General features: G+C 58.8%; 11 protein-coding genes and 1 pseudogene. 7 read left to right on the plus strand and 5 right to left on the minus strand.

Annotated features, from left to right (window positions below):
• Positions 1-12: 12 nt before the first annotated feature.
• From EN853_RS34720 to EN853_RS23150, 3 genes and pseudogenes are all read left to right on the plus strand, one after another.
• Positions 13-535, plus strand: a pseudogene (locus EN853_RS34720) (SMC-Scp complex subunit ScpB).
• A gap of 533 nt (positions 536-1,068) precedes the next feature.
• Positions 1,069-1,719 (plus strand): DUF433 domain-containing protein, encoded by a 651-nt coding sequence (locus EN853_RS23145; RefSeq protein WP_126057624.1) that lies wholly within the window; start codon positions 1,069-1,071, stop codon positions 1,717-1,719.
• A 4-nt stretch (positions 1,720-1,723) separates the two neighbouring features.
• Positions 1,724-2,101 (plus strand): DUF5615 family PIN-like protein, encoded by a 378-nt coding sequence (locus EN853_RS23150; protein ID WP_126057625.1) that lies wholly within the window; start codon positions 1,724-1,726, stop codon positions 2,099-2,101.
• Positions 2,102-2,122: 21 nt separating this feature from the next.
• On the opposite strand, the gene EN853_RS23155 is transcribed toward EN853_RS23150, so the two are convergent.
• The 3 genes from EN853_RS23155 to EN853_RS23165 are packed head-to-tail and all read right to left on the minus strand — an operon-like array spanning position 2,123 to position 11,854.
• Positions 2,123-4,756, minus strand: a complete 2,634-nt coding sequence (locus tag EN853_RS23155; RefSeq protein ID WP_126063810.1) for an ATP-binding protein — start codon at positions 4,754-4,756, stop codon at positions 2,123-2,125.
• Positions 4,753-5,877 carry a DNA repair exonuclease gene (locus tag EN853_RS23160; protein ID WP_126057626.1) on the minus strand — a complete coding sequence of 375 codons (1,125 nt, stop codon included), beginning with the start codon at positions 5,875-5,877 and terminating at the stop codon, positions 4,753-4,755. The genes EN853_RS23155 and EN853_RS23160 overlap by 4 nt, the downstream gene beginning before the upstream one ends.
• Positions 5,878-5,890: 13 nt before the next feature.
• Positions 5,891-11,854 carry a DUF3320 domain-containing protein gene (locus EN853_RS23165; protein WP_126057627.1) on the minus strand — a complete coding sequence of 1,988 codons (5,964 nt, stop codon included), beginning with the start codon at positions 11,852-11,854 and terminating at the stop codon, positions 5,891-5,893.
• Between the two features lie 671 nt (positions 11,855-12,525).
• Between EN853_RS23165 and EN853_RS23170 the strand changes: the two genes are divergently transcribed.
• On the plus strand, positions 12,526-15,210 hold the full coding sequence (locus EN853_RS23170) for an AAA family ATPase (RefSeq protein WP_126063811.1): 2,685 nt from the start codon (positions 12,526-12,528) through the stop codon (positions 15,208-15,210).
• A gap of 21 nt (positions 15,211-15,231) precedes the next feature.
• Here the strand turns inward: EN853_RS23170 and EN853_RS23175 are convergent, their stop codons facing one another.
• Positions 15,232-15,561: a hypothetical protein gene (locus EN853_RS23175; RefSeq protein WP_186815491.1), complete on the minus strand. Its 330-nt coding sequence runs from the start codon at positions 15,559-15,561 to the stop codon at positions 15,232-15,234.
• Positions 15,562-15,620: 59 nt separating this feature from the next.
• On the opposite strand from EN853_RS23175, the gene EN853_RS23180 reads away from it, so the two are divergent.
• Genes EN853_RS23180 through EN853_RS23190 form a run of 3 tightly spaced genes read left to right on the plus strand, consistent with a single transcriptional unit; the run spans position 15,621 to position 20,199 of the window.
• Positions 15,621-17,078 carry a metallophosphoesterase gene (locus EN853_RS23180; RefSeq protein ID WP_126057628.1) on the plus strand — a complete coding sequence of 486 codons (1,458 nt, stop codon included), beginning with the start codon at positions 15,621-15,623 and terminating at the stop codon, positions 17,076-17,078.
• Between the two features lie 2 nt (positions 17,079-17,080).
• A complete protein-coding gene (locus EN853_RS23185) occupies positions 17,081-19,147 on the plus strand; it encodes a hypothetical protein (RefSeq protein ID WP_126057629.1) in 2,067 nt (688 codons plus the stop codon).
• Positions 19,144-20,199, plus strand: a complete 1,056-nt coding sequence (locus EN853_RS23190) for a hypothetical protein (protein ID WP_126057630.1) — start codon at positions 19,144-19,146, stop codon at positions 20,197-20,199. The genes EN853_RS23185 and EN853_RS23190 overlap by 4 nt, the downstream gene beginning before the upstream one ends.
• A gap of 606 nt (positions 20,200-20,805) precedes the next feature.
• Here EN853_RS23190 and EN853_RS23195 read toward each other — a convergent pair.
• Positions 20,806-21,864 (minus strand): class I SAM-dependent methyltransferase, encoded by a 1,059-nt coding sequence (locus tag EN853_RS23195; protein WP_024504268.1) that lies wholly within the window; start codon positions 21,862-21,864, stop codon positions 20,806-20,808.
• Positions 21,865-21,877: the final 13 nt, after the last annotated feature.

Consider the following 21,877-nt stretch of genomic DNA (forward strand, 5'->3'; position numbering starts at 1 on the left):
CGCGGGACGCGCTTGCGGTGCAGTCTCTCCCGCGAGCTCGCCCGTGACCTTCTCATCGACGACATCCGAGAGCTGCGCGGACGGCCCTATGACCTCGTCGCTGTCGCCGGCGGCTGGAAGCACCTGACACGGCCGGCCTATGCCGATGCCATCCGCGCCTGCGGAAGCAGCGGGCGTGCCGTGGACCTGACGTGGTCGGACGTGCTGATGCTGATGTGCATCGGCACTTCCAGCCGATTACCCGCGCCGAATTGTCGTCGGTTTTCGGGAAGTAATCAGTCGCGACCTGATCGGCCATCTGCGGCACCGGCCTGATCGCGTCGAACCCGCGCAGTCCGACGCCCGGCGCTCCCTACACCTATGTGACGACAAAAGCGTCCTGCTCGAGTTCGGCCTCGACACGCTTCGCGATCTCCCGGACTGCGAGGCGCTCGAGGATGCCGGGCTGCTGAGCAGAGATGAGCTGCTTGCTGGTGAAATTATGCCAGAGTTGGCTAGTGGCCATGAGGATGCGGGTTTGGATACGGAGGAATAGCTTGGCGCTGCAGACGCTGTGGCCACCGGGCTTGCGAGTGCTTCCAGCTTTCCATAGCGAATCTAGCGCGCCCAAGGGCGTCCGAAATTTGTAGGCAAATTTCGGACATGGACACGGTCAGCGACGTCAAGCAGGCAGCGGTATGCGGCCTCTGCACCGCTGTCGCCCAAAAATTCGTGGCCATGGGCAAGCCCCACTTGAGACCCCCAGAGAGAACGCTCGTGAGCGATGGAAACGGTTTTGGTCCAAAGCTTGATACAGATGGCCTGCAGATGGGTGTAGGGTTTCAAAGCGCTCGAAGACGCGCCTTCGCAGAGTTAAAAGTCCGCGACGAACTCGTGTGTCGTTTGTCGCCAACTGCAAATTCGATAGTTAGCGCAATTATACTGCGCCGAGTCTGCCATCTCGAGCCCCAAGGGTTTGTGAGGCCTCTCGGCTCACCACCGCCTTTGCTAACCGCCGTGATTCCAAAGACGCGTGCCTTTACGGAGGGGGTCAAACGGCCTATATTATTCTTTATAAGGAGAAGAATAATGGGCACACTTGCTCGCATCTACACCCCCGCAGAGGCAGCCGCCGTCAGCGGGATAGGAATCAAGGCCGTGCACAATGCGATCGACAAACGCATTGTCGATACTGTGCCAAGCACTGCTCGGCGCATCGGTGGGGTCGTCCGACGGGCATTGACCGGCGAGGATTTGCTGCGGCTCAAGCTTTGGTATGGCGTGGGTGCGACATTGCCCGCTGATCGTCGCTACCGCCTGTTCGAGGAAATCAAAGCTGCCCCAAGGGCCAAGACCGTAAGGGCCGACGACCTGCTGATCGTCGACGTCGCCGAGGCACGTAAACAGCTCAAAGCGCGCATCGTGGATCTTGATGAAGCGGAGGCCGCCATCGGCCGCGTTAAAGGGGTGATGGGCGGAGAGCCTGTCTTCAAAGGAACCCGCATCCCTGTTCGTATGATCACGACGATGCTAGCGCAGGGCGCAGATGAAGCGGAGGTTCTGGAGGGATATCCGAAGCTAACGCCGCGCGTGATTGAGCTCGCCAGAATGTGGGTCGCCGCGCACCCGGTTCGTGGGCGGCCTAAGAAGCTGGTCGAGCAGGGCGTGAAAATAAAGTCGTCGAAGCGCGTGGTTTTGAAGGGCGACCCAGGTCCGTCGGCCAGGTCGAGACGCGTGTGACCTCGTGAGGTTTCTGATCGATGAGTGCCTGCACACGTCTCTGGTTGCGGTAGCCCAAGAACGCGGACATGAAGCAAACCACGTCAACTGGCTTGGGCTAAGCGGCGAAACCGACTGGGACCTCATGCCGCTCATTATCGATGAGGATTTCACCTTCGTCACCAACAATGCTAAGGACTTCAGGAAGCTCTATGCCAAAGAACCGGTTCACGCCGGCCTGATTATCGTCGTCCCTCAGGTCGGGCCTGAAAAACAGAGAGAGCTCTTCGATGCTCTCCTCGAGGATCTTGGCCCAGAGGAATTCCTGATTAATGAAGTTATCGAAATCGAGATCGAAAACGGCATTGCAATCGTAACACGATACGATCTGCCGTCGCCCTAGCTGAGGCTGCGCGATCTCCGCTTATGACCGACCCGGTTGCCAGTCGCTCATCTGCAAAATGTTACCGCCGAGTTTTGCAAACGCGCGTTGGCGGCAGGAGAAAACGAGAATCTGCTGATCGTGTGATTGACGATGCAAAGCGTCGAACATGCGCTCGATGCGGTCGTCATCGGAATAAACCAAAGCGTCATCCAGGATAACCGGTGTGGGTCGGCCGTCGCGGGCAAGCAAACGGGCGAAGGCCAGACGTGTCAGAACCGAAAGCTGTTCTCGCATGCCGCCACTCAACCTATCGACATCCTCATCCTGACCATTGCGGCGAACGGTCTGTGGCAACAGTGTGTTCTCGTCGAACACTATGGAGATGTCATCGAATAGCAATCCAAGCAGCGGTCGCAGCTCGGACATGACCGGCTTCAGATAAAGATCGCGTGCCGTCGAGCGCGCAGCGACCAGCGTCGTGCGCAGCCGGTCGAGGACGGCTTTTTCGAATTCGAAGCGTCTCGCTCGCTCTCCAGCGATTTCCAATTTTTCTGTGGCCTCGCGCAAAGCTTCTTCCACCGCGTCGTCGGACCGAGTGCGAATATGGCCATTGAGATCGGCCAGGGTTACACGCAACTGACTTGCTTCCTGTGTGGCGGCATCCTGAACCGAACGGGCGCGGCGCAGAACGGCTTCAGCGCTGGTGAGATCGCGAGCGCCGTCGCGCAGGGGAGCAGCGCGCATTTCGGCCGCTTCGCGCAGCTTTTGTCGTGCGGTGGCCTCGGTGAGCAGCAAGCGCCCCTTTTCCTCGCGCGCTGCATCGGGTCCCAATATGACCTCGAGGCTGGTCAGTTCCGCCTGGATGGTGACATAAGCCGTCTCCGCAGCCATGACAGCCTCGTCGGCATGGCTGCGCAAAGGCAAGGCCTCGCGCACGCTGTTGCGTGTTGTCGCCACACGCTGCTCGGCTGCGGCATGATGTTGCCGGATCTGTTCTGGATCGACTTTGAGTTCGAGGTCCCCGGCCCCGAGGGCACTCAGACGAGCAAGCTCCTCGTGTAATTGCTGTATCCCCTTGGGCGCGAGATCGGCAAGTCGCTGACGCGCCAAGCCCAGTTCGGTAGCTTTGTCGCGCGCTTCCACTAGGCGCTGGCGTGCCGTCCTGAGGCTATCGACACCGAGGGACGCAAGCAGGCTGCGGTGCTTCGCTTCGGCGTCTTCGATGGTCCGGTCGGCCTGCTGCGGCCGATTCGATCGCAGGGTCAAGGCTCCGATGCCGGCAATATCCAGGCGTACGGTGCCAGCAAAGCTTTGGTCTTCTGCATGGGGCAAGGGCTTGGCATCGATGGTCACCAAATCGGCGGCGCCGTCCCGGTATTCCATGCATAGCGTCGGCAGGGTTGCCAGGTGAGCTGCACGAAGGCTGGCGATCTCGATTTCGAGCGCCTGGAGTTGCTCGACAGCTTGTTCCGGCACCGCCAGCATCGCCAGTGCTGCCTCTCCATCTTCGATCTGGGTTCTGGCGACTTCGGCTTGTTTCAACCGGTTGTCCGAGCCGGCCAGTTGTTCGGCAGCGTCACGCGCCAAAAGAGTCGCATCCAGCCGCGCGAGCAATTCGCGTGCTTCGCGCTCTTCCAGTTCGGCTGCTTGAACTTCGCCCATCGCTTGTTCGTTTTCGGCAATGGCAGAAGCGCGCCGATCGAGAACCTCACTGCGGCGAAGCTGCGCAATCGTCGACTGCTGGCGCAAATCCGTGGCTCGTTTGAGCGCGGTCCGAAAACTATCGAGGGCCTGCTGCGCCGCGTCGTGGTGAATTGCGGCAAGGGCAGCTTCCGCCTCGGCGGCTTTCAAGGCTTCGCTGTGCGATTTGGCGGCCTCGACTGCGGCTTCCGCGGCCGAGATGGCTTCCCGCCGAGTGGCGCCTTCTTCGGGGTTTTCAAGCTCAGACAGACGCGCCAACGCCATGCGCCGCTTGTCGAGCGAATCGCGCAGACCGGTGACTTCGGCGCTGAGACGCTGCTCGTCTTTCACCAGCTTGTCACGCTCGTCGAGCGCTGCCGCATAGAGACCGCCGCTCTTGGGACGCAGCGTTGACGTAACCAGGCTATAGAGTTCTTCTTCACATGCCGCGGCGATTTCGGCCATGCGTCGCCCGCCGGTCAGGGCTTCAACTTCCCCCTGAACCGAGGACAGTAGGCTTTCGCGCACGCGTTTTTCGCCGTCCTCCTCGCTTTTGCTGCGCCTTTCGATGCCGGTGACCCCTTGGCGAACCCAGAGCAATCCTGCCGGTCCTGCGCTTCCGCCATGGATTAGTTTGCCGATAAAGGCTTCGGCCTCATCGGCTTGAGCCAACAGTCGCCCGCCGTCGAGGTCAATAACGCTGGCCAGCCTGCCGCCATAAAACTGCTTGGCAAGTCGATAGCGTCCTTCTGAAGTGGTGATGTCGGCCTCCACCACCGGATTGCCCCCACTGTAAGGCCGCAACAGTCGCACGCCTTCGGGTGTGCCCGTGTGAGGCTGGAAAAAGAGTGCGTGCAGCGCTTCGAAGAAGGTTGATTTGCCGAACTCATTGACCGCGCAAAGCACGTTGACGCCGTCGCCGATGTTTTCGATGGCGACGCCTTGCCCGGCGAACCGTTTGACGTTGTGGAGCCGAAGGGCCGTAAGTTTCATGATCCCATCGCCTCGCAATAGCTGAACAACCGAACCAGTGCTTCTCGCGATATGTCGCGTTCGACAGCCGACCGGGTTTCGTCGCTGCTTTCATCCAACAGTGCCTGCGCTGCCTCGCGAAGGGCACCAGAGCGGTCGATCCGATCCAAATCGCCACTTTCGCAGTCGGTCGCGAGCCCGTCCCCGTCCAGTTCCAGATAGGCGAAGTCGGGCGCGGCTACCGCGATCGCCGCTTGAAGGATCGTTCGCCCACTTAACCGCACCCGGCCAGACGCGGCAATTCGCAGCAAAGTCTGACGCCGCAGATGAGCCGGTGGAAGCAACGCTTCAAATGCCGCGGCGCTGTCGTCGCCAGACAGCAGATGCAGGGGAGCGGTTTTCCAGGAAAAGCTAGCTGTTTCAACGGCCACGATCTCGGGCACGGCGCCAGGCCCGGCAATGGAAACGACAAGGGCCTGACCGGGTGTATCATGCTTGAAACGGTCAGGTTCGGGCGCACCGCTATAACGGCTGCGCTCATTGATGGTGACGGGTCCGTGCCAGTCGCCAAGTGCCAGATAATCGAGGCCGGCCTTAGTCGCGCGATCTGGTGCAATGACATCGGACGCTGCTGAATCTTCGGAAAAGTTCTGAATAGCGCCATGAGCAAGGCCGAGCCGGATGGCGCCTTGCGGCGTCGCGGCGCTGTTCATCCACTCGGTAAGGTCGCGACCGGGTCTGCGGGTGGTGCAAGGTGCAGGCAGCAGCGCCACGTCCGCGCCAATGGTCAGGGTTTCGGGCCGCGTCGCCAGCAGGACATTGTCCGGCACAACGCTGTCCGCTGCACTCCACAATTGATCAGCCAACAGGGAATCATGGTTGCCAGGCAGCAATATCCAGCGCAGAGGCGCGCTCTGGCTCATCTCGGCCATGGCCTGCCGCAACATCGCTGGAGTGGGCGTTTCGGTATCGAACGTATCGCCGGCCAGAAGTATGGTGGATGCACCATGGACGCGTGCCTGCTCTGCCAGCCGGCTGATCGCGCCATGGCGCGCTTCACGGAGCCGCCCGCGCAGATCCTCTGGCATGTTGCCGAACCGCTTGCCGATATGAAGATCGGAGCTGTGGATGAATCGAAACATGGAGTCTCCGAGACTATGTCGATGCCAGGTTGCGCTGGGCGCGATCGATGGCTTCATCCAGCCGGGAGCGTGAAATCGCCGCAAGTCGCTCGACACCGAGCAGACGTGCAAGGTCGAGAGCGGGGTCGGACTGTTCCAGAATGTCCTCGTTCGCAACGACGACAGCGGCCAGCTCGGCGATTGGAATGTCGGCAATGGACCGGCGGGCATCGGCATCGAACGGCATGCGATAATCAAGCAGGTCGACCACCGTCCCTCTCTTCCATAGGAAGCTGCCGCTGGATTCTTCAGTTCTATCGAACTCGCGCAGATGCAGGTCGATCCGCTCCCGAATCTTGTTGCCCGTTCTGAGCCAGCCATGCGCCCGTGCGATGCGCTGCGCAAGGACGTCATCTCGCAGAGGTCCTTCCTGCTCGATCACCGCGTCGACCATGGACCGCAGCGTGCCTCGGTAGACGAAGTCATAAAACTGATCCGGGCTGGTGGAAAATCCGGTTAGATCAGTCAGGCGATAACGGCCGCCCGTCGGTACGGTATCATGCGTCGAATGCGCGGCCGCAGGCAAAATTCCTGCAGATGCCGATGGGCGCTCTCCCGTCGCGAGGGGAGCGGCGACAAGTTCTGGCTCTGATTTTATCGACGGATGTTCCGGTTCGCCGGCCGATGCTAGGTCTTCGGCTGGCAATGGGTCCATGGGGTCGACCTTATGTCCCATGTCCCAATGGATCGCGGCTTCACTTTCCTGTTGTTCAGCCTGTTTGCGACGGCTTTCCTCGAGCAGCGCGGCCAGGCTGGCATGAAGCCTCTCGGTGCAACCTTCGAGATCAAACCACCAATCGGTTGACCATACCCGGACAATGTTCCACCCGAGGCCGCGCAGGACCTGCTCGCGGACCTTGTCTCGATCTCGCGCCGTGGCAGAACTGTGATAGGTCGCGCCGTCGCATTCGACCCCAGCCAGATAGGCGCCGGCGAGATCGGGATGCCGGATCCCTATATCCACTCGAAAGCCCGAAATGCCGACTTGAGGAACGATGGTCCATCCGCGCTTCTCAAGCTCGGCAGCGACGGCCTCCTCGAAAGGGGATTCCAGGGCTCCGACCGATCCGCGTTCCTGCGCTGGCAATGCCACAGCGCCGCGTTCGGCAAAATCGAGAAAGGCTTTGAGATGCTGTACGCCGATCGCTTTGGTTCGGTTGGGGTCGATCTGGTCGGCGGCAAAACCTGAAAATACGATCAGTTCCTGCCGCGCACGCGTCACCGCGACATTCAGCCGGCGTTCGCCGCCGTCCCGATTCAGCGCGCCGAAATCCATGCTGCGCTTGCCGGCATTATCTTGCGAAAAGGTGATCGAAAACAGGATTATGTCACGCTCGTCCCCTTGGACATTTTCCAGATTCTTGACGATGGCGGGCTCAATACGCTCGTCGGCAAAGAACCATTCAAGCTCCGGCTCTGTCTGGCGTGCCTTGTCGAAAAGGTCGAGGATGAGCGACTGCTGTTGCGCGTTGAAAGTGATGACTCCGAGCGTGGGTCGGTCCTTTTCCGGTAGGGCCAGCCAACGCCGCATCCTGCTGACCGCCTCGTCGGTTACCGCTTGGGCTTCGATTCGATTGGTGCGGCTTTTGCCACGGTCATAGATGCCGGTCGTGATTTTTCGCAGCTGAACTGCCCGATCTTCCACCGTTGGCGAAGGGAATGTGATGAGCCGGTTCTGATAGTAGTGATGGTTGGAAAAGGCGATCAGCGACTCATTGCGGCTACGATAATGCCAGCGCAGGTCACGTACCGGGATGCCGGCCGCTTTGGCTTCGTCGAGAATGCTCTCAAGATCCTTTTCGTGTTCGACGACTTCCTCGTCCTCCTCGTTGCGGCCAAAGAAATTGGTGGGCGGCAACTGCTTGGGATCGCCTACGATTATGGTTTGATGGGCTCGCGCGATGGCACCGACGGCGTCCCAGGTGGTGATCTGCGATGCTTCGTCGAAAATCACCACGTCGAACAGGGCTTGGTCGGGCGGTAGATATTGAGCGATTGAAAGAGGGGACATCAGCATGCACGGCGCGAGCTTGGCAAAGCTCGTCGGCATCGCGCCAATCATCTCGCGGATTGACCGGCTGGGCCGCTGCAATTCCATCTGATGGCGCAACAGGCCCAACTCGGAATTGCGCGGGACGCCTTGCACAGCCGGCAAACCATGAGCGATGGCACTGATGACGCGAAGGCTTGCTTGAGCGCGGACAAGATCGTCGATTTCCCGGAAATCTTCGATGGCGTGCTCGTGCTGGAAGCGACGGAAATTCCGCAGCACCGGATCGGCATCCAGCGTGGCCGGCAGCCACCAGCGTACATAGGCCAGGCGGAACGCGGATTGAGCTTCAGCTGGTCGCACTAGACCCGCCTCGATATCGTCGACCAACGCTCCCAGATTGTGACTGACAGCCCTGCGACGAATGCCGCACCACGAAGTCCAGTCCCGGAGAAGATGACGGGCGTCGAGCAAGTCTCCCATCGCAGTCGTCAATTCGGTCAGCGGGTTATCATGTTCTGCCCAAGAAGGCGTCTTTCCAGCAGGGATCGCAAATTGGGTCTTGGCAGCCTCGAATGCTGCAGAAGCCGCAAGGAAGCGGGCTGCCCCATAGCGCATCGTGCTATCTGCTGCACCGCTTCGCAGGCTCGGGGCGGTTGCTTGCAGGAGCGCTTTGAAATCCTCCGTGCCGAGGCCGGGCAGGCGTAGCGTCTGTCGAAGCCTTTCGGCCATCGAGAGTATCTGATCGATACGGTGGGTGTCGGTATCAAGTGCGGCAAATCCGATCGGCTTCCCAGATAGGATGTTGGCTTCGACAGTGGCCCGGCGGTCCTGCATCAGGCGCAACAGCAGCAAGTCGTGCTGAGGATCGGCTACCCCCTCTGTGACATAGCCTTGAAGCAGCTTCTGGACTTTGCGTTTGCCCAACTGACTGTTTGGCCAGAATGCAGAAGCGGCCTGCTGCCATTGCTGCTCTATGTCCTCCACCCGTATGCGCGCAACGGCAGCCTCGTCATAGCGGGCCGACAGGTCCTTGCGAGACTTGCGATAGTCTCCGATTGCCTCATTGAGAGTGGCGAGGGCTCCCCGCAACTGGGCGAAATCTCGATCAAAGACAATGCTGACGTCATAGCCGGCACTGTCCTGGAGTGCCGCTGCTAGTTTTCGCAGCGCTTCGAGCTCCGCTTTTGACGCGTCGCCTTTGGCGCGCAGGCCGATGCTCACCAGGAAGGCGTCGAGTGCGGTCGCTAGAACCTCGGACGCATTCTTGAGGGTCTTTGCCCCTTCGAGCAAATTGTCCTGCCAGCCTGACGTCCACTCGGTGACATCTATAAGACGCAAGACCGACCGCATCTCCACCGACTGAAATGCGAGACCTGTTTCGGCGGCAATATGCTCCAGCGCCAGCCGGTTTGCCTCGTCATGGGAATCGCGCGATGGCCAGGACAATCTCGGAGCGTGCTGCCGCTTGTTCTTGAGAGCGATGCCGAGCGCCAGATAAGGCGTCAGACCATTGACATGGTGCCGATGCAGCGCTTCGACATAGGCATTCAGTTCGTCGCGACGGACGCGAAGCCGCTCGTTGATCGCAATCCACTCCGCTGCGTCCACGCGCACGCCGCTTTCCCAGCTGATCCTGAGCTGGGTGAGAAAGTTGCGTCGGTCCGCCTTGCTGGAATGGAGTTCGAGACAATGCGCGCCCAGGCCATGTTCGCGCAGGCGGCGATACACCACATCGAGCGCCGCCGTCTTCTCGGCCACAAACAGCACGGTTTTGCCAACTGAAAGACAGTTGGCAATCATGTTGGCAATGGTCTGGCTCTTGCCAGTGCCGGGAGGACCGATGATGACAAAATCGCGACCCTCAGCGGCGGCAAGACTTGCGGCGGTCTGTGAGGAGTCGGCCGGCAGCAGCAAAACCATGTCGGACGGGGCATAGTGCCGGTCGAGTTCGCGCTCGTCGCGGAATGATGCGCCATTGCCCTCGAAAGCTATCTCCGGCGTGTCGATCAGATGGCGCACGACACGGTTTTCGCGCAGCGCATCGGTACGCTCGACCAGATCCTTCCACATGAGAAACTTGGCGAAGGAAAAGGTCGACAGCGCCGTCTCGTCCACCACCTCCATGCCGGGGACGTCGCGCACTGCCTGGCGCATAAGACCGAGCAGCCTCGGCACATCAACGCCGCTTTCGTCCTCGGGCAGCTCACCGGAAAACTGTGGCAGTTTGAGCTCGAAGTCGCGTTCGAGAAACTGCAACAAGGTTGCGTTGAATCGCGGTTCATCTTCATGGAAGCGCAAGGTAAAATGCGATGTTGCGCTGCGGCGCTCGATTTTGACCGGTACGAGCAGCAATGGCGCGCGATAGCTGCGCTCGTCCTCGGCCTTCTTCTTCCAGCGCAGGAAGCCGACCGCCAGGAAGAGCGTATTCGCGCCGCCCTCGGCAAAATCGTTGCGCACTTGCCGGTAAAGATCGATCAGCCGGGATTCCAATTGACGCCCATCGAGCGTCGACGGGAGCTCGTCGCGCAGAAGCGCTTCCGCGGCAAAGCCACGCTGGAGGTCACGTCCGTGCACCTCGCGATAGAGGACAGCATCCCGCTCGCCCAGTGGATTCTGTTCGGGGAGCGAAATCAGCCGGATCGAAGCGCCTGCCATCAGACGGTCCTCGAGGTAGCCGACGTCAGTACAAAGAAACGGAATTGTCTTCTTGGAGTCCGGAAAATTGAGCAGGCGGTTCCGCAGTGTCAAATCGAGGAGCTTTTTCTGCCAGCGGTCGATCCGTCCGGCCGCTGTCGTCGGCTTTACCTCGACGATCTCGACCGGCAGGGCTACCACGGCCGGTGCGGCTGGCAACGGCAACGCGATTTCGGTTGCCGCCTCTGCATCCACGCTGCGGCGCGTCGGTTCGTGCGAAGCAAGCGGTGTGATGCCGCCGCTGCGCGAGCGGCGTATATCGATGGCTGCGACAAAGGTGGCTACCTGCGTTTCGTCGAGCCGCTGTTCGATTGCGTGTTGGGCAGCCTCCAACGTCATCGCCGGCCGATGCGTCACGCCTGTCGTCTCAAACACGATGAGTTCGCGCGATGCCAGCGCCTTGCGGACCTCCATGGCATCGGGTTCAATGGCGTTGGCGAGCGTCCTTTGTGTCATCCAGACGCCGACGGCCGCGTGTCCCTGAAACATCAAAACGACGGGATGCAAGCCCGTCGCCTCCAGGGCGGACGCGAATAACAGACTGGTATCGAGACAGGTTGCCAGCTTTTCTGCCGTAATAATTGAGGGACGTCGAATTTTTTGGCCGCGGCTTTCGAAGCTCGCAGGTGGCTCTGCATAATGCAGCGATAGGCCAGCAATGGCCGAATAAATTGCGGCCGCCAGCATGAATGCGCGTTGCGGATTGCCGCTTTGATAGCCATCGAGGCTGGAAGGATGACCATGCGCTGCGAGCAGCTCCGCTGCGGAACGCAGCAGTCCTGCGATCGCCGGGTCGTTCGGCATGACGAATGCGGCGAGCAATTGCGCCATATCGACGACGCCACCCCATTCGTCGCGGGCAAGCAGGCGCACCGCAACGCGCTGCTCGGCCAGCACTGCGCCTCCTGAGGTTAGGCGCAACGTTATCTCCCCGCGCTCAGCCTCGTTGAGACCGGCCAGATAGCCGGCGTCGAGATCGATTTTTCGATCGCTTAAGGGAAGCCGGTCGCCAGCAACGATCCGATCAATTGTCCAGCTTTTGGCGCGCAAAAAAGGGGGGTTCGATGTCAGCTCGAGAGTGCATTTTTCGAAACCCTGCTGGGTCGGGTTGTTGAGCGCGATAGACCGGATCACCGGAATAGCATTTTGGAAGGACGCATATGTAAAGCTGGCGGCGATGTCCGCCACGACTTCTATTACGGGCGCGGCTGATATACCGGCAGCATCGCCAGTCTCCGAACTCGTTTCCATACCCCATCCCCTATTTTCATTTACGATAGAACTTTGCCGCCAGAATTTGAAAGTAAATTCTCGGTATGGTCGCCGCTTATGTCCAGCAGCATAGATTTCTAAAAGTGTTACCGCCCAGATAACGGTCGAAATGGAGACAGGCGATAATCGGTCGTCACGATTGGAGGGGATCCAAAAGTCGCGGAAATCGGAGCGCCGGCGCACGCTGCTGAAACCCAAGACGGGCAGGACGTCATCCGCAAATGTGTGGCGGTCCGGGCGCCATGGACCAAGCGTTGCGCGCCTATCGCGAGCGCTGTCGTGGCGCCTATCGCGGACTCGGACCCAGCCCGACAGTGACGGCGAACCTCGATCGGCCTATCGGTGAGGCGGTCGAATTCCGCCCATAGACTATCGAAAGGCACGCACTTCCAGCTCTATCTCCTCGTACGCGTTGCCGGCTACCTAAATTCGTGCGCGCGGTCCAATGCCTTTGATTGCTGATGTCGTTGTGGAGACGTTTGATCGCTGAAGCATTTGTTTGCTGACCTAGCGGCGCGGGGGGAGGTCATTTATTGGGTACATCTCCAGCACTCTATGTGCGATCGCGAGGAAAATTTGTCCAGACAAGCGAATTCATCGAATCTGGACTAATCAATAAGTACAATGATGGTAAGATTCGGGGGGCAGGAATGGCCGAGGTTGGACTTTTGGAATGGGCGGATAAGCAGCCCGACTGGATTAGGGATGCCTTAAGAAGACACGCCGCGCGGCCGGGCTTCAACCTCGAGCAGGAGGATAAGGCCGGTGTAACAGCTCGGGTCCGCCACGTCGGTGGATTTACCGCTGATCTGCCCGAATGCTCTCCGCTCTCGGCGGAGCATTTGAGGGCCAACAGTTCGAACGAGCCGCGCGCGGTGCTTTGCTCACTCGGCCCCGTCAAGCATTTGAACCGCCTCGCCGAAGAGCAGCAACTGCGTTTCGCCACCGATGGCATCACCATTATCTACGGCGACAATGGAAGCGGAAAGAGCGGCTATTGCCGGATCGCGAAGAAGCTTTGCCGTAGTCTGACGGCGGATGATCTTCTTGGCAACGTGTTCGAGATCGGCACCAAACCGCCAGCCGAAGTGCTTGTCCGGTTTCTCGAAGAGGGTGCTACGGAACCGACCCCCATAACCTGGAAGGACGGAACGCTGCCCCCCGCGTCAATTGCACGGATCTCCGTTTTCGACTCCGCGAACGCTCGCCTCTACGTCGATAAGCAAAACCGTATCGGTTTTCTGCCCGCAGCCATCGCGCTTCTCGAAAGCCATGGACGTCACCGCACCGAGCTCGAAGCCGACTTCCGGGAAGAAATCAAAGCGATCGAAAAGAACCTAAAGACACCATTGCCGAGTGGGTACACAGCTGCCGGCGCGGTCGTAAAGCTGCTGGCTCGTCTCGAAATCAAGTCAAAGGACGTGATGCCTTCCGCAGCCGAAATCAAAAACCTCGCTGCCCTCTCAGAGCAGGACATGGCTGATCTCGCTGGCCTCGAACAGGCTCTGGCAAGCGACCCTTCAACGATGGCGACAAAGCGTCGGCGTGCCAAGGCGGCCTTGGAAAAACTGCTGACTGCATCTGAACAGATCGACGCGGCTCTCTCAGCGGCGGCCCTCGAGATTTATCGCAATCTATATGCAACAGCCGATTCTACAGCGCAGGCTGCACAACTTGCCGCCTCAGGAGCGTTCGCGACTATGCCGTTGAGCGGCGTTGGGCTTTCTCCCTGGCGGTATATGTTCGACCATGCACGAGCCTATTTAGCGAGCGTCACTGGCATCGATCATCAGCACTTGCCAGATCAGGAAGGCGATCGTTGCATGCTCTGCCAGGAGCCGATGACGGCGGACGCCGCGGGGCGGATCCAATCCTTCAATGACTTCGTAACGGGCGCCGCAAATAAGGCGGCGCAAGTCGCATCTATTGCCCATGAAGAGGCCCTGCGCCAAATCAAAGGACTCACCATTGCGACCGGGGAGGCGGTTGAGGCGGCTCTCGGAGAGTTTGGCGATCTGTCCGCCGCACGCAAGGCGATGGTGGCCCTGATCTCGGCATATTATGTCGAGGCAGGTAAAAGGCGTGATGCAATTGTCGTTGCGGCTGCGCTGTCCGAGTACGCTGCGTTCCCGCAACTTGCGGCGCCAGTTGCATCGAAACTCCGAACGGAGGCGGAGGCGCTAGAGGCCGAAGCGCTGACGGACGACAAGGCAGCGGCCGACGACGGGAACCGCGCTACCGATCGAGCTCGTCGCGATACACTCAAGGATCGGAAAAAACTGGGCGACGATCTCACCATCGTTCTCGCGCGCTTGGCGAATCTCGAAGAGCGGCGCAAGCTTCTCTCATGCTGCGATGCTGTCGAAACAGGCTCGGTGTCACGGCAGATGACGTCGCTTCGACGAAGCCTCGTCATGCAGGATCTCGAAAAGCGCGTCGTCGCCGAGATTGAGACTCTGGCGTTAACGCACATCCCGTTCGCAGTTAATGATCGTAGTCAAGATGGGCAGAGCTATTTCGAGGTCGGGCTCAACGCGGCAAAAGCGATCTCAAACAGCAAGGTCTTAAGCGAAGGAGAGCAGCGCGCGCTTGCCCTGGCCTGTTTCTTAGCCGAGGTCGGAGGAGACACATCGCGTCAAGGCATGATCATCGACGACCCCGTGTCATCTCTCGACCATGTTCGGATCAGGCGGGTCGCGGCAAGGCTCGTAAAAGAAGCGGCCACAGGACGTCAGATTATTATTTTCACCCATAATCTTCTGTTCTTCAACGAGGTGGTTGACGCAGCTGCGCAGGCCAATCCGCCGATTCCCCTTGTTCGAAACTACATCAACAAGTCCGAATCTGCCGGTTTTGGCTTGATTAGCGAAACTGACGAGCCGTGGATCGCACAGTCTGTCACGAAGCGCATCGAGACTCTCAAGACGCGCCTGAAGAGCTTCGACGGCGCCACTGATTTCACCACCGATGCTTGGCGAAGGTCAGCGAAGGATTTCTACAGCGATCTTCGGGAAACCTGGGAGAGGCTCGTTGAAGAAATCCTGCTCGGTAAAGTCGTCGAGCGATTTAACAGCGATGTCAAGACACAGAGCCTGAAGGGTGTGGTGGTCGAGGACGAAGACCACAAGCGAATCTATTGGGCCATGAAGCGAGTTTCGGAGCGTTCTGGACATGACATGGCGTCCGCCAAGGCCATTCCAGTTCCAACACCAAACGATATGAAGAGCGATCTTGATGGAATTGACCAATATCGTATCGACACCACCAAACGAAAAAAGGATGCCGAAAAGCGCCGGATTGAATTCGAACAGCCTCCCAAGGCGACTGTACTCTAGCCTAATGACTATTGTCGTGTATTACTGGCCCTCACTGGCTTCATCCTGCTGCGCATGCCGGTGTCCGCCTGCCGCGGGCGAAGCCGACGTGACGAGGAAGTATCGCGAGGGCGCCAAGCCATCAATGGCTGTGCGCTCGCTCTTCATCTTGGATTTCAGCGCCGAGAAGCCTGACCGCTGGTAGTGCTTCGCCTGCACAATGTCGCCGCCGGCAAGGGCATGTCGACCATCCATCGCGTCGTCCGGTCCCTCGGGAAAGGCCTCGAAACGCTTGTCGATCTCGCGACCTACGAGGTCGCGGGCCAAATCCTCAAACTCGTTATGGGACAAACTCGAGAAATCATAAGCCATGCGCCCAGATTGAGTGCCCATTTGGTGGGCAGACAAGCAACCGGGGGCACAATTGCGTCGTGCCTCTCCATTACCAACAAAAAGATAAACGCGCTTTCCAGGCGATGCGGTCGGATGATCGTTTCGCGCTTGGCAAAAGCGAACGGATTAGTCTATGGCTCTCGGCGGGGGGGCGAGTTATGCGACGGGTGCGAATCCTTCAAGTAGGCGATATTCACTATCCGGATTGGCATCCTTCCTCTAGCAACATCGATGCCAAGGATAGCAAGTTCGCTCCGAAAATAACGCAGAAGCTACGCGCGTCTTCGCTGCGTGCCGTCTTGACGAAGCTTCGGCGGCTGACGACTTCGAAGCCCTTGGATTCGATCGCCTTCATGGGGGATTTCACGAGCCGTGGCGACAAGACTTTCATTGCTTCGGCATTCCAGCATTTCACGTTGCTCTGCCGCGCACAGGGGCGCAGTTCAAAGGCGCTTCCGTTGATATTCGTACCGGGAAATCACGATGTGAACCGTGATGACGCGCGCGAACTTGGACCGACTGAGAAATTCAGCGAAATGGCGAGTTTAGCCGCCCGCTTGGGTTGGCAGACCGTTCCCGTGGACCAACCCGTGCACTTCAGACTTCCGACAGGATCCGCAGGCGCAAACTTCATCCTCGTCAACACAGCGATAGGCAGTTGGGAGCTTCAGAACCTTCCCGCGTTCCTTCGTGATCGTCTCGAGGCACTCGGTCCTTCTACAGAACCTGTAGATCTCGGCTCGCCGGACACCTCGGGACATTCGCCCGCGACACCTCCCAGCGATCCAGACAAGGAGGCGTCCGACGACGAGTATTACGGTCAGATGGACACGCCATACATCTCGCGTGAGATGCTTGCAGGCCTACAGGAATTGCTCCAGCAGCCCGACATGCGTTACGGCATCATGATCGGCCATCACAATCTGCTGCCACAAAAGACTCCGCGCATTACGCCATACGCGGAGATGCTCAACAGCGGATTTGTCAGAACTCAGCTGCTGCAGGGCAACAAGCCTATCGTCTACCTGCATGGACACATACATGCCGATCCGGTCGAGATCGTCAACGATCCAAGGTTTCCGGACGGCAAATTGATCTGCATCTCAGCACCAGAGATACAGTCAGGTTTCAATGAGCTCGTCTTCTTCACGACCGATCAGGGAGAGCTCGTCGGCATCCGACTTATACCCTACCGCACCAATGTCGCCGACGGGACGGTCATGGAAGGCGAACATTGCTTCATCTCGACTATGTCCAACGGCAAGGCCTTTCTGAACAACGACACGTTTGACCTGATGCGCCGACTGCGCGACCATGCCACCAGGCGCGGGAATGGGTTACTCTTCTGGGACGAGATCACTGAGATTGCCGCCTCCGCCGAGCTCGGGCTAGATTTGGAAGACTCTCTTCTGATGCTCCAAGCGGCGCGCTTCGTCGAGATAGACGGCCTCACGAAGGCAAACTCGGCTTGGCGCATTAAGGTAAGGGACGAATAGAGATGGAGAATCCGTTCGGCCCCAACAGGATCGAGTACGAAAGTCGCCCGATACTGTGGTTCAGTCAGAAGTCGGCCTTGATTTCTGCCGCCGCCAAGCCGGTCTTCGTCGCAGGGACGAGAGGCAGCGGCAAGACCAGTATTCTTCGCTCGCTTTCCACAGTTCATATCCTCGAAGACAAAAGTCTCGCGGACCAAGTCGGCAAGCTCGGCTGGTATGGCGTCTTCTTCCAGCTCAATGAGACATTTTCGCCCCTAATCGACAACGCGGTTCTGAACCTCATTCCGGAGCGGATACGCTTCGACACGGCCGCCGTGATCCCGCGGCAATTCGTAATCTTCTCTCACTATCTGGAGCTGAAGATAGTCGAACGCCTGCTCGAGAGCATCAGCCAGCTCAGACGCGACAGCCACTTGAAATACCGGGCCTCTGAAGATAGGGACGTCGCCTTGGCACTGCATCGCGAAGTGCTGCACTTCATACCCCAACCTGCCCGTCTCGACTTCTTCAGCATAGATGAGCTGCGGGGTGGGATAACCCGGTACGTCGACGAATGCTTCAACGCGTTCTTCTTTGCCGCCGATGAGGGAGCGACCGGCTTCAGAGCGACAGACCCTGGCGCGATCATTAACAAGGTCGCGACCGCGATCACCCCACTTTTAAATGGCCCATCTTTCGCCGGTGACAGGGCGCCCTTCTTCAAGATCCTGATTGACGACTGTGAGGCACTGACACCGCTCCAACAGCAGTTCCTGAACACCTTGGTGAGGAAGACGCGCGGCAATGTGAAATGGGTCCTCGCCTACATCGGCGGCCTTTACGACACGATCCGGACGATCATACCCGGCCAGTCGCTCTCGAATGCTGACCGGGACGTCGAGAATCTTGATTCAGTCGATCCGAGGGAGTTCGCCACGCTGTGCGAGAACGTGTCGTCGCTTCGGCTCTACTATGCGCTTCCTGACCATCTGCGGAGTGATCTCAAGCGCAACGATGCGCTCAGCGCGTTTTCGCTCAAAAACCGGCTGGGGCGGCTTTCCGTCAATGACATCATCGAGCGGGTTATCATATCGGGTCATTCCGAGGGCAGAGAAGAGCTTGTGGCACTCGCTGATGCAGCACGTGAATTCCTCTCCGTGAATTTGAGGACGGCGGATCAGCAGCAATTCCTTCTTGATCGAAAAGCGCGCCCTTATGCCGAAGGGCTGGCGCTCGCGCTCATGAACCCGGAAATCAAGCGCCGGCCCATGAGCAAGGCGGATGCTTCAAATCTGAAGAGGTCGATCGCCCGGAAACAGGGATGGGCTTTTCTGAAAGCGTGCCAGATGCTGCGTCTGCATGACTACCCGTACGTAGGGCACCAGATCATCACATCATTGAGCGACGTCTGTATACGCGATTTCCTTGATATAATGGGAGAGATCTTCCGCCGCAGTGTTCCGAGTTCCAGTGATCCACGAAAACTGGTGGAATTCATCAACTCGGATTTACAGATTCATCTCGAACAGCAGAGACAGGCTGTGAACGCCGCCTCTCAACGGAAGCTTGATGGACTTCAGGCGCTTTCACATCCGTACGAAGAAGAGAGCGTGCGCATGGTGCGGGCGTTGGGTTACCTGACCGCTCGCCTCCAGACAGAGTTTGCCGAAGAAAATGCTCTAGGAACGACAGAGAGAGGCATTTTCAGGGTTGATCTAAAGGAAATGCGCTCGCTGGTGAACCGACTGGAGCAACCCAGCGGAAAACTGGACGAGGTCCTGCGTCGGGCGGAAAGGGATGGGTTTATCCGGGAGGTCTCCGCCGCCGGCAACTTTGAGGTGGACCGCGCCGACCCCGCATCGAAGGAGATGCTGATCAGATTGCATCGGCGATTTGCACCTTACTTCGGGTTCTCCTATCGCGGCCCGTACGAAATCAACACAATCCCTGCGGCGCAGATGGTCGACCTGCTTTTTACCAGGCATCGGCTCCCAGAAGACTGGGCCGACTCGGTGTTTAAGGAGCTCGTCGCGCGGCCCGCACTCAAGACCGAATTCCAGCACTCGCTTTTCGAGAGCGATCTCGAATGACCGCTTCAACTGTCGAGTATCGAGTCTTCGGCCATCTGGCCGTCACTGAGAAGGCGAGAGATGCAGGTACCTGCGAAACGATGGAGGCAGATATCGCGATCGTCGCGCTTGGATGGGAAACGCGTTTCGCCGCGTTCGAAAACCATCTTGACCTGAAGGTCGGCAAAATCGTGGTTCTGGACTTTGCTCTGAAGGAAGCGAACGTCCCAGCCGTCGAAGAAAACCGGCGAAAGCTCATCGCTATGGGTACCCGATGGGGCGTCGAAGTGACTGCGATCACCCTCGAGCCTTCCATCGAGTATCAGAAGAACATCAATCTCCTCGATCACCTGCTCACTCAGATGGCCGCTTCATGTGGCTCATACGAAGGAAGCCTGCGGAAGGTTTTCGTCGAGTGCTCGACGATGCCGCGAATCTACATCCAATGGCTGATTGCGGTGGCATTCAAGAAAATGTCGATTCAGTCTCTCGAATTCGGGTACGCCGAAGGTATCTACGGGAACGCGATCGGCAAAGAGGATTTTTCCAGCGGCTTGGACCGATACGTCACCGTCCCTCATCTTCAAGGCAGCGGAGGAATGGGCGAAGAGAAAGTCCTGCTCGTGGGGATCGGAGGAGATGCCGACGTATTCTACGGATTGATCGATATCGTCAGTCCGGAACGGATCTCGCTCCTCGTCCCAAGAAGCGAGAAGAATGCGCATATCGATGCTTTGCTCGATCAACAGGTGGCCAAGGTACGTGAAACCCACCGGCTCGAAGATGGCGAAGTTCGCGACATCCAGGCTTTCGGGCTGATGGCCCACCTCGATGCTTTCGAGACGTATCTCGACGGGTTCGGCTCGCGTGCGGTGGTGAACGTTTTTGTCAGCGGCCCGAAGGTTCAGGCCATCGCTGCTGCCGTGCTCGCCTGCTCCGACAGCCGCGTCCATCTCAAGGCACGAATTCCCACCTCCTATGCCCATCGTGAAGTCTCAGCGAATGGGCGGTATCATATCTATAGGCTGATTGACCTGACATCCCCTGCCTGCAGCCTTCCCGGGACGTTCTGACACGATCTTGCATTCGAGTAGCATCATGGTCCCAGTAGCCGTTCCGCCAAGCCTTCAGCGCATGTTCGTGTCGCCCGATCCGGTCGATGGGGGACTAATTCCCACTTAGAAGCTGCTCTACATCAGATCAGGGGAAATGCAGACTGGCAGAATTCCATAATTAGCGACTCAAAACATATACTCAGGCGAGACTGTTTAGCATAGAAATAGTGAGCGCTCTCCAATATGTTAGGCTCTGTCGCAGTAGCGCAACAAGCTCAGTCTTTGGATGGGTGGTATGAGGATGAGACGACTGAATGTGTACAGGCTCAGTCATTTTATCGAGGCTCTCGTTTTTGTCGTAAGCGCGTTCGGTGCGACGTGGCTTACCAGCTTTGTGAACGCGCCATGGTGGGCATATGTGATTATAGCGGCCATCACTATGGGCATGTTCGTAGCCGTGCGTCGGGTCCTTTCTGAGCCGCAACGTATGGGACTCTTGGCACACAACTCGGCAGCGACCTCTGCGTGAACCCAGGCGCCTTGAAAATGTCCCCGATGCGTCCGGATTTTTGGCGGTGATCTTCAATCAAATGCGATGAGCTGCAATTTCTGGCGACGGCCACGCTAAGGGCGGGCCTCCAGCACCATGTTGAACGGTGTCTCCGCGGCGCGACGCAATCGCTTGAAGCCGCCGCCGGTCACAACCTTGCGCAGCCTCGCCTCACCGGCCTGGGCTCCAAGCGCGAGCCCGACTTCCTGCGACACGGATGCGGGCGTGCACACGAAAGTGGAAGCGGCATAGTAAACGCGGCCGACGGGATTGAGGTTCGCCGCCAGATGATCATGCGCGAACGGCTCGACGATCATCCACGTGCCGTCCGGCTTGAGCGATCCGTGGACATGGGTGGCGGCGCCCGTCGGGTCGCCCATGTCGTGAAGGCAATCGAAGAATGTGACGAGGTCATACGTTCCGGGATAGCTCTTGGCGGCCGCCACGTCGAACCGCGTGTTAACGCCGACGCCGGCTACCTCGGCCGCCTTGCGGGCGCGCTCAATCGAGGGGGCATGATAGTCGAAGCCGACGAAGCGCGAATTGGGGAAGGCCTGTGCCATGAGCACGGTCGATGCACCATGACCGCATCCAACATCCGCGACGTCCACGCCGCGTTCGAGCTTCTCGACGACGCCCTCCAAGGCCGGCAGCCAGGAGTCGATCAGATTGGCATTGTAGCCTGGACGGAAGAACCGTTCCGTACCGCGAAACAGACACGCGCTATGATCGTGCCACCCGACGCCCTTGCCGGACTGGAATGCCTGCCTCACCTTTTCTTCATCGAGCCACAGCGCGGACAGGAACTCGAATGCGCCTGCCATGAAGGCCGGGCTGTCTTCATCAGCGAACACCAGCTCTTGCTCGGCGTTGAGATAGAATTTGTCGCTCGCTTCATCGTAGTCGACGTAACCCGCCGCCGCCTGCCCGGAAAGCCATTCCCTTACGAGGCGTTCCTGGGTGCCGGTGCGTGTCGAAAGTTCGGCGGCCGTCATCTTGCCGCCTTCGCGCAATGCCTTAAACAGGCCGAGTCTGTCCCCCAGCAGGACTCCCGCGCCCGTTGCGATCGCACCGAGATCGCCGACCATTTTCCCCAAGAATGCGTCCAACTTTTCCTGATTCGCTTCAGACATCTGAATCTCCCTT

The organism is Mesorhizobium sp. M1C.F.Ca.ET.210.01.1.1 (assembly GCF_004791585.1).
Taxonomy (GTDB): Bacteria; Pseudomonadota; Alphaproteobacteria; order Rhizobiales; family Rhizobiaceae; genus Mesorhizobium.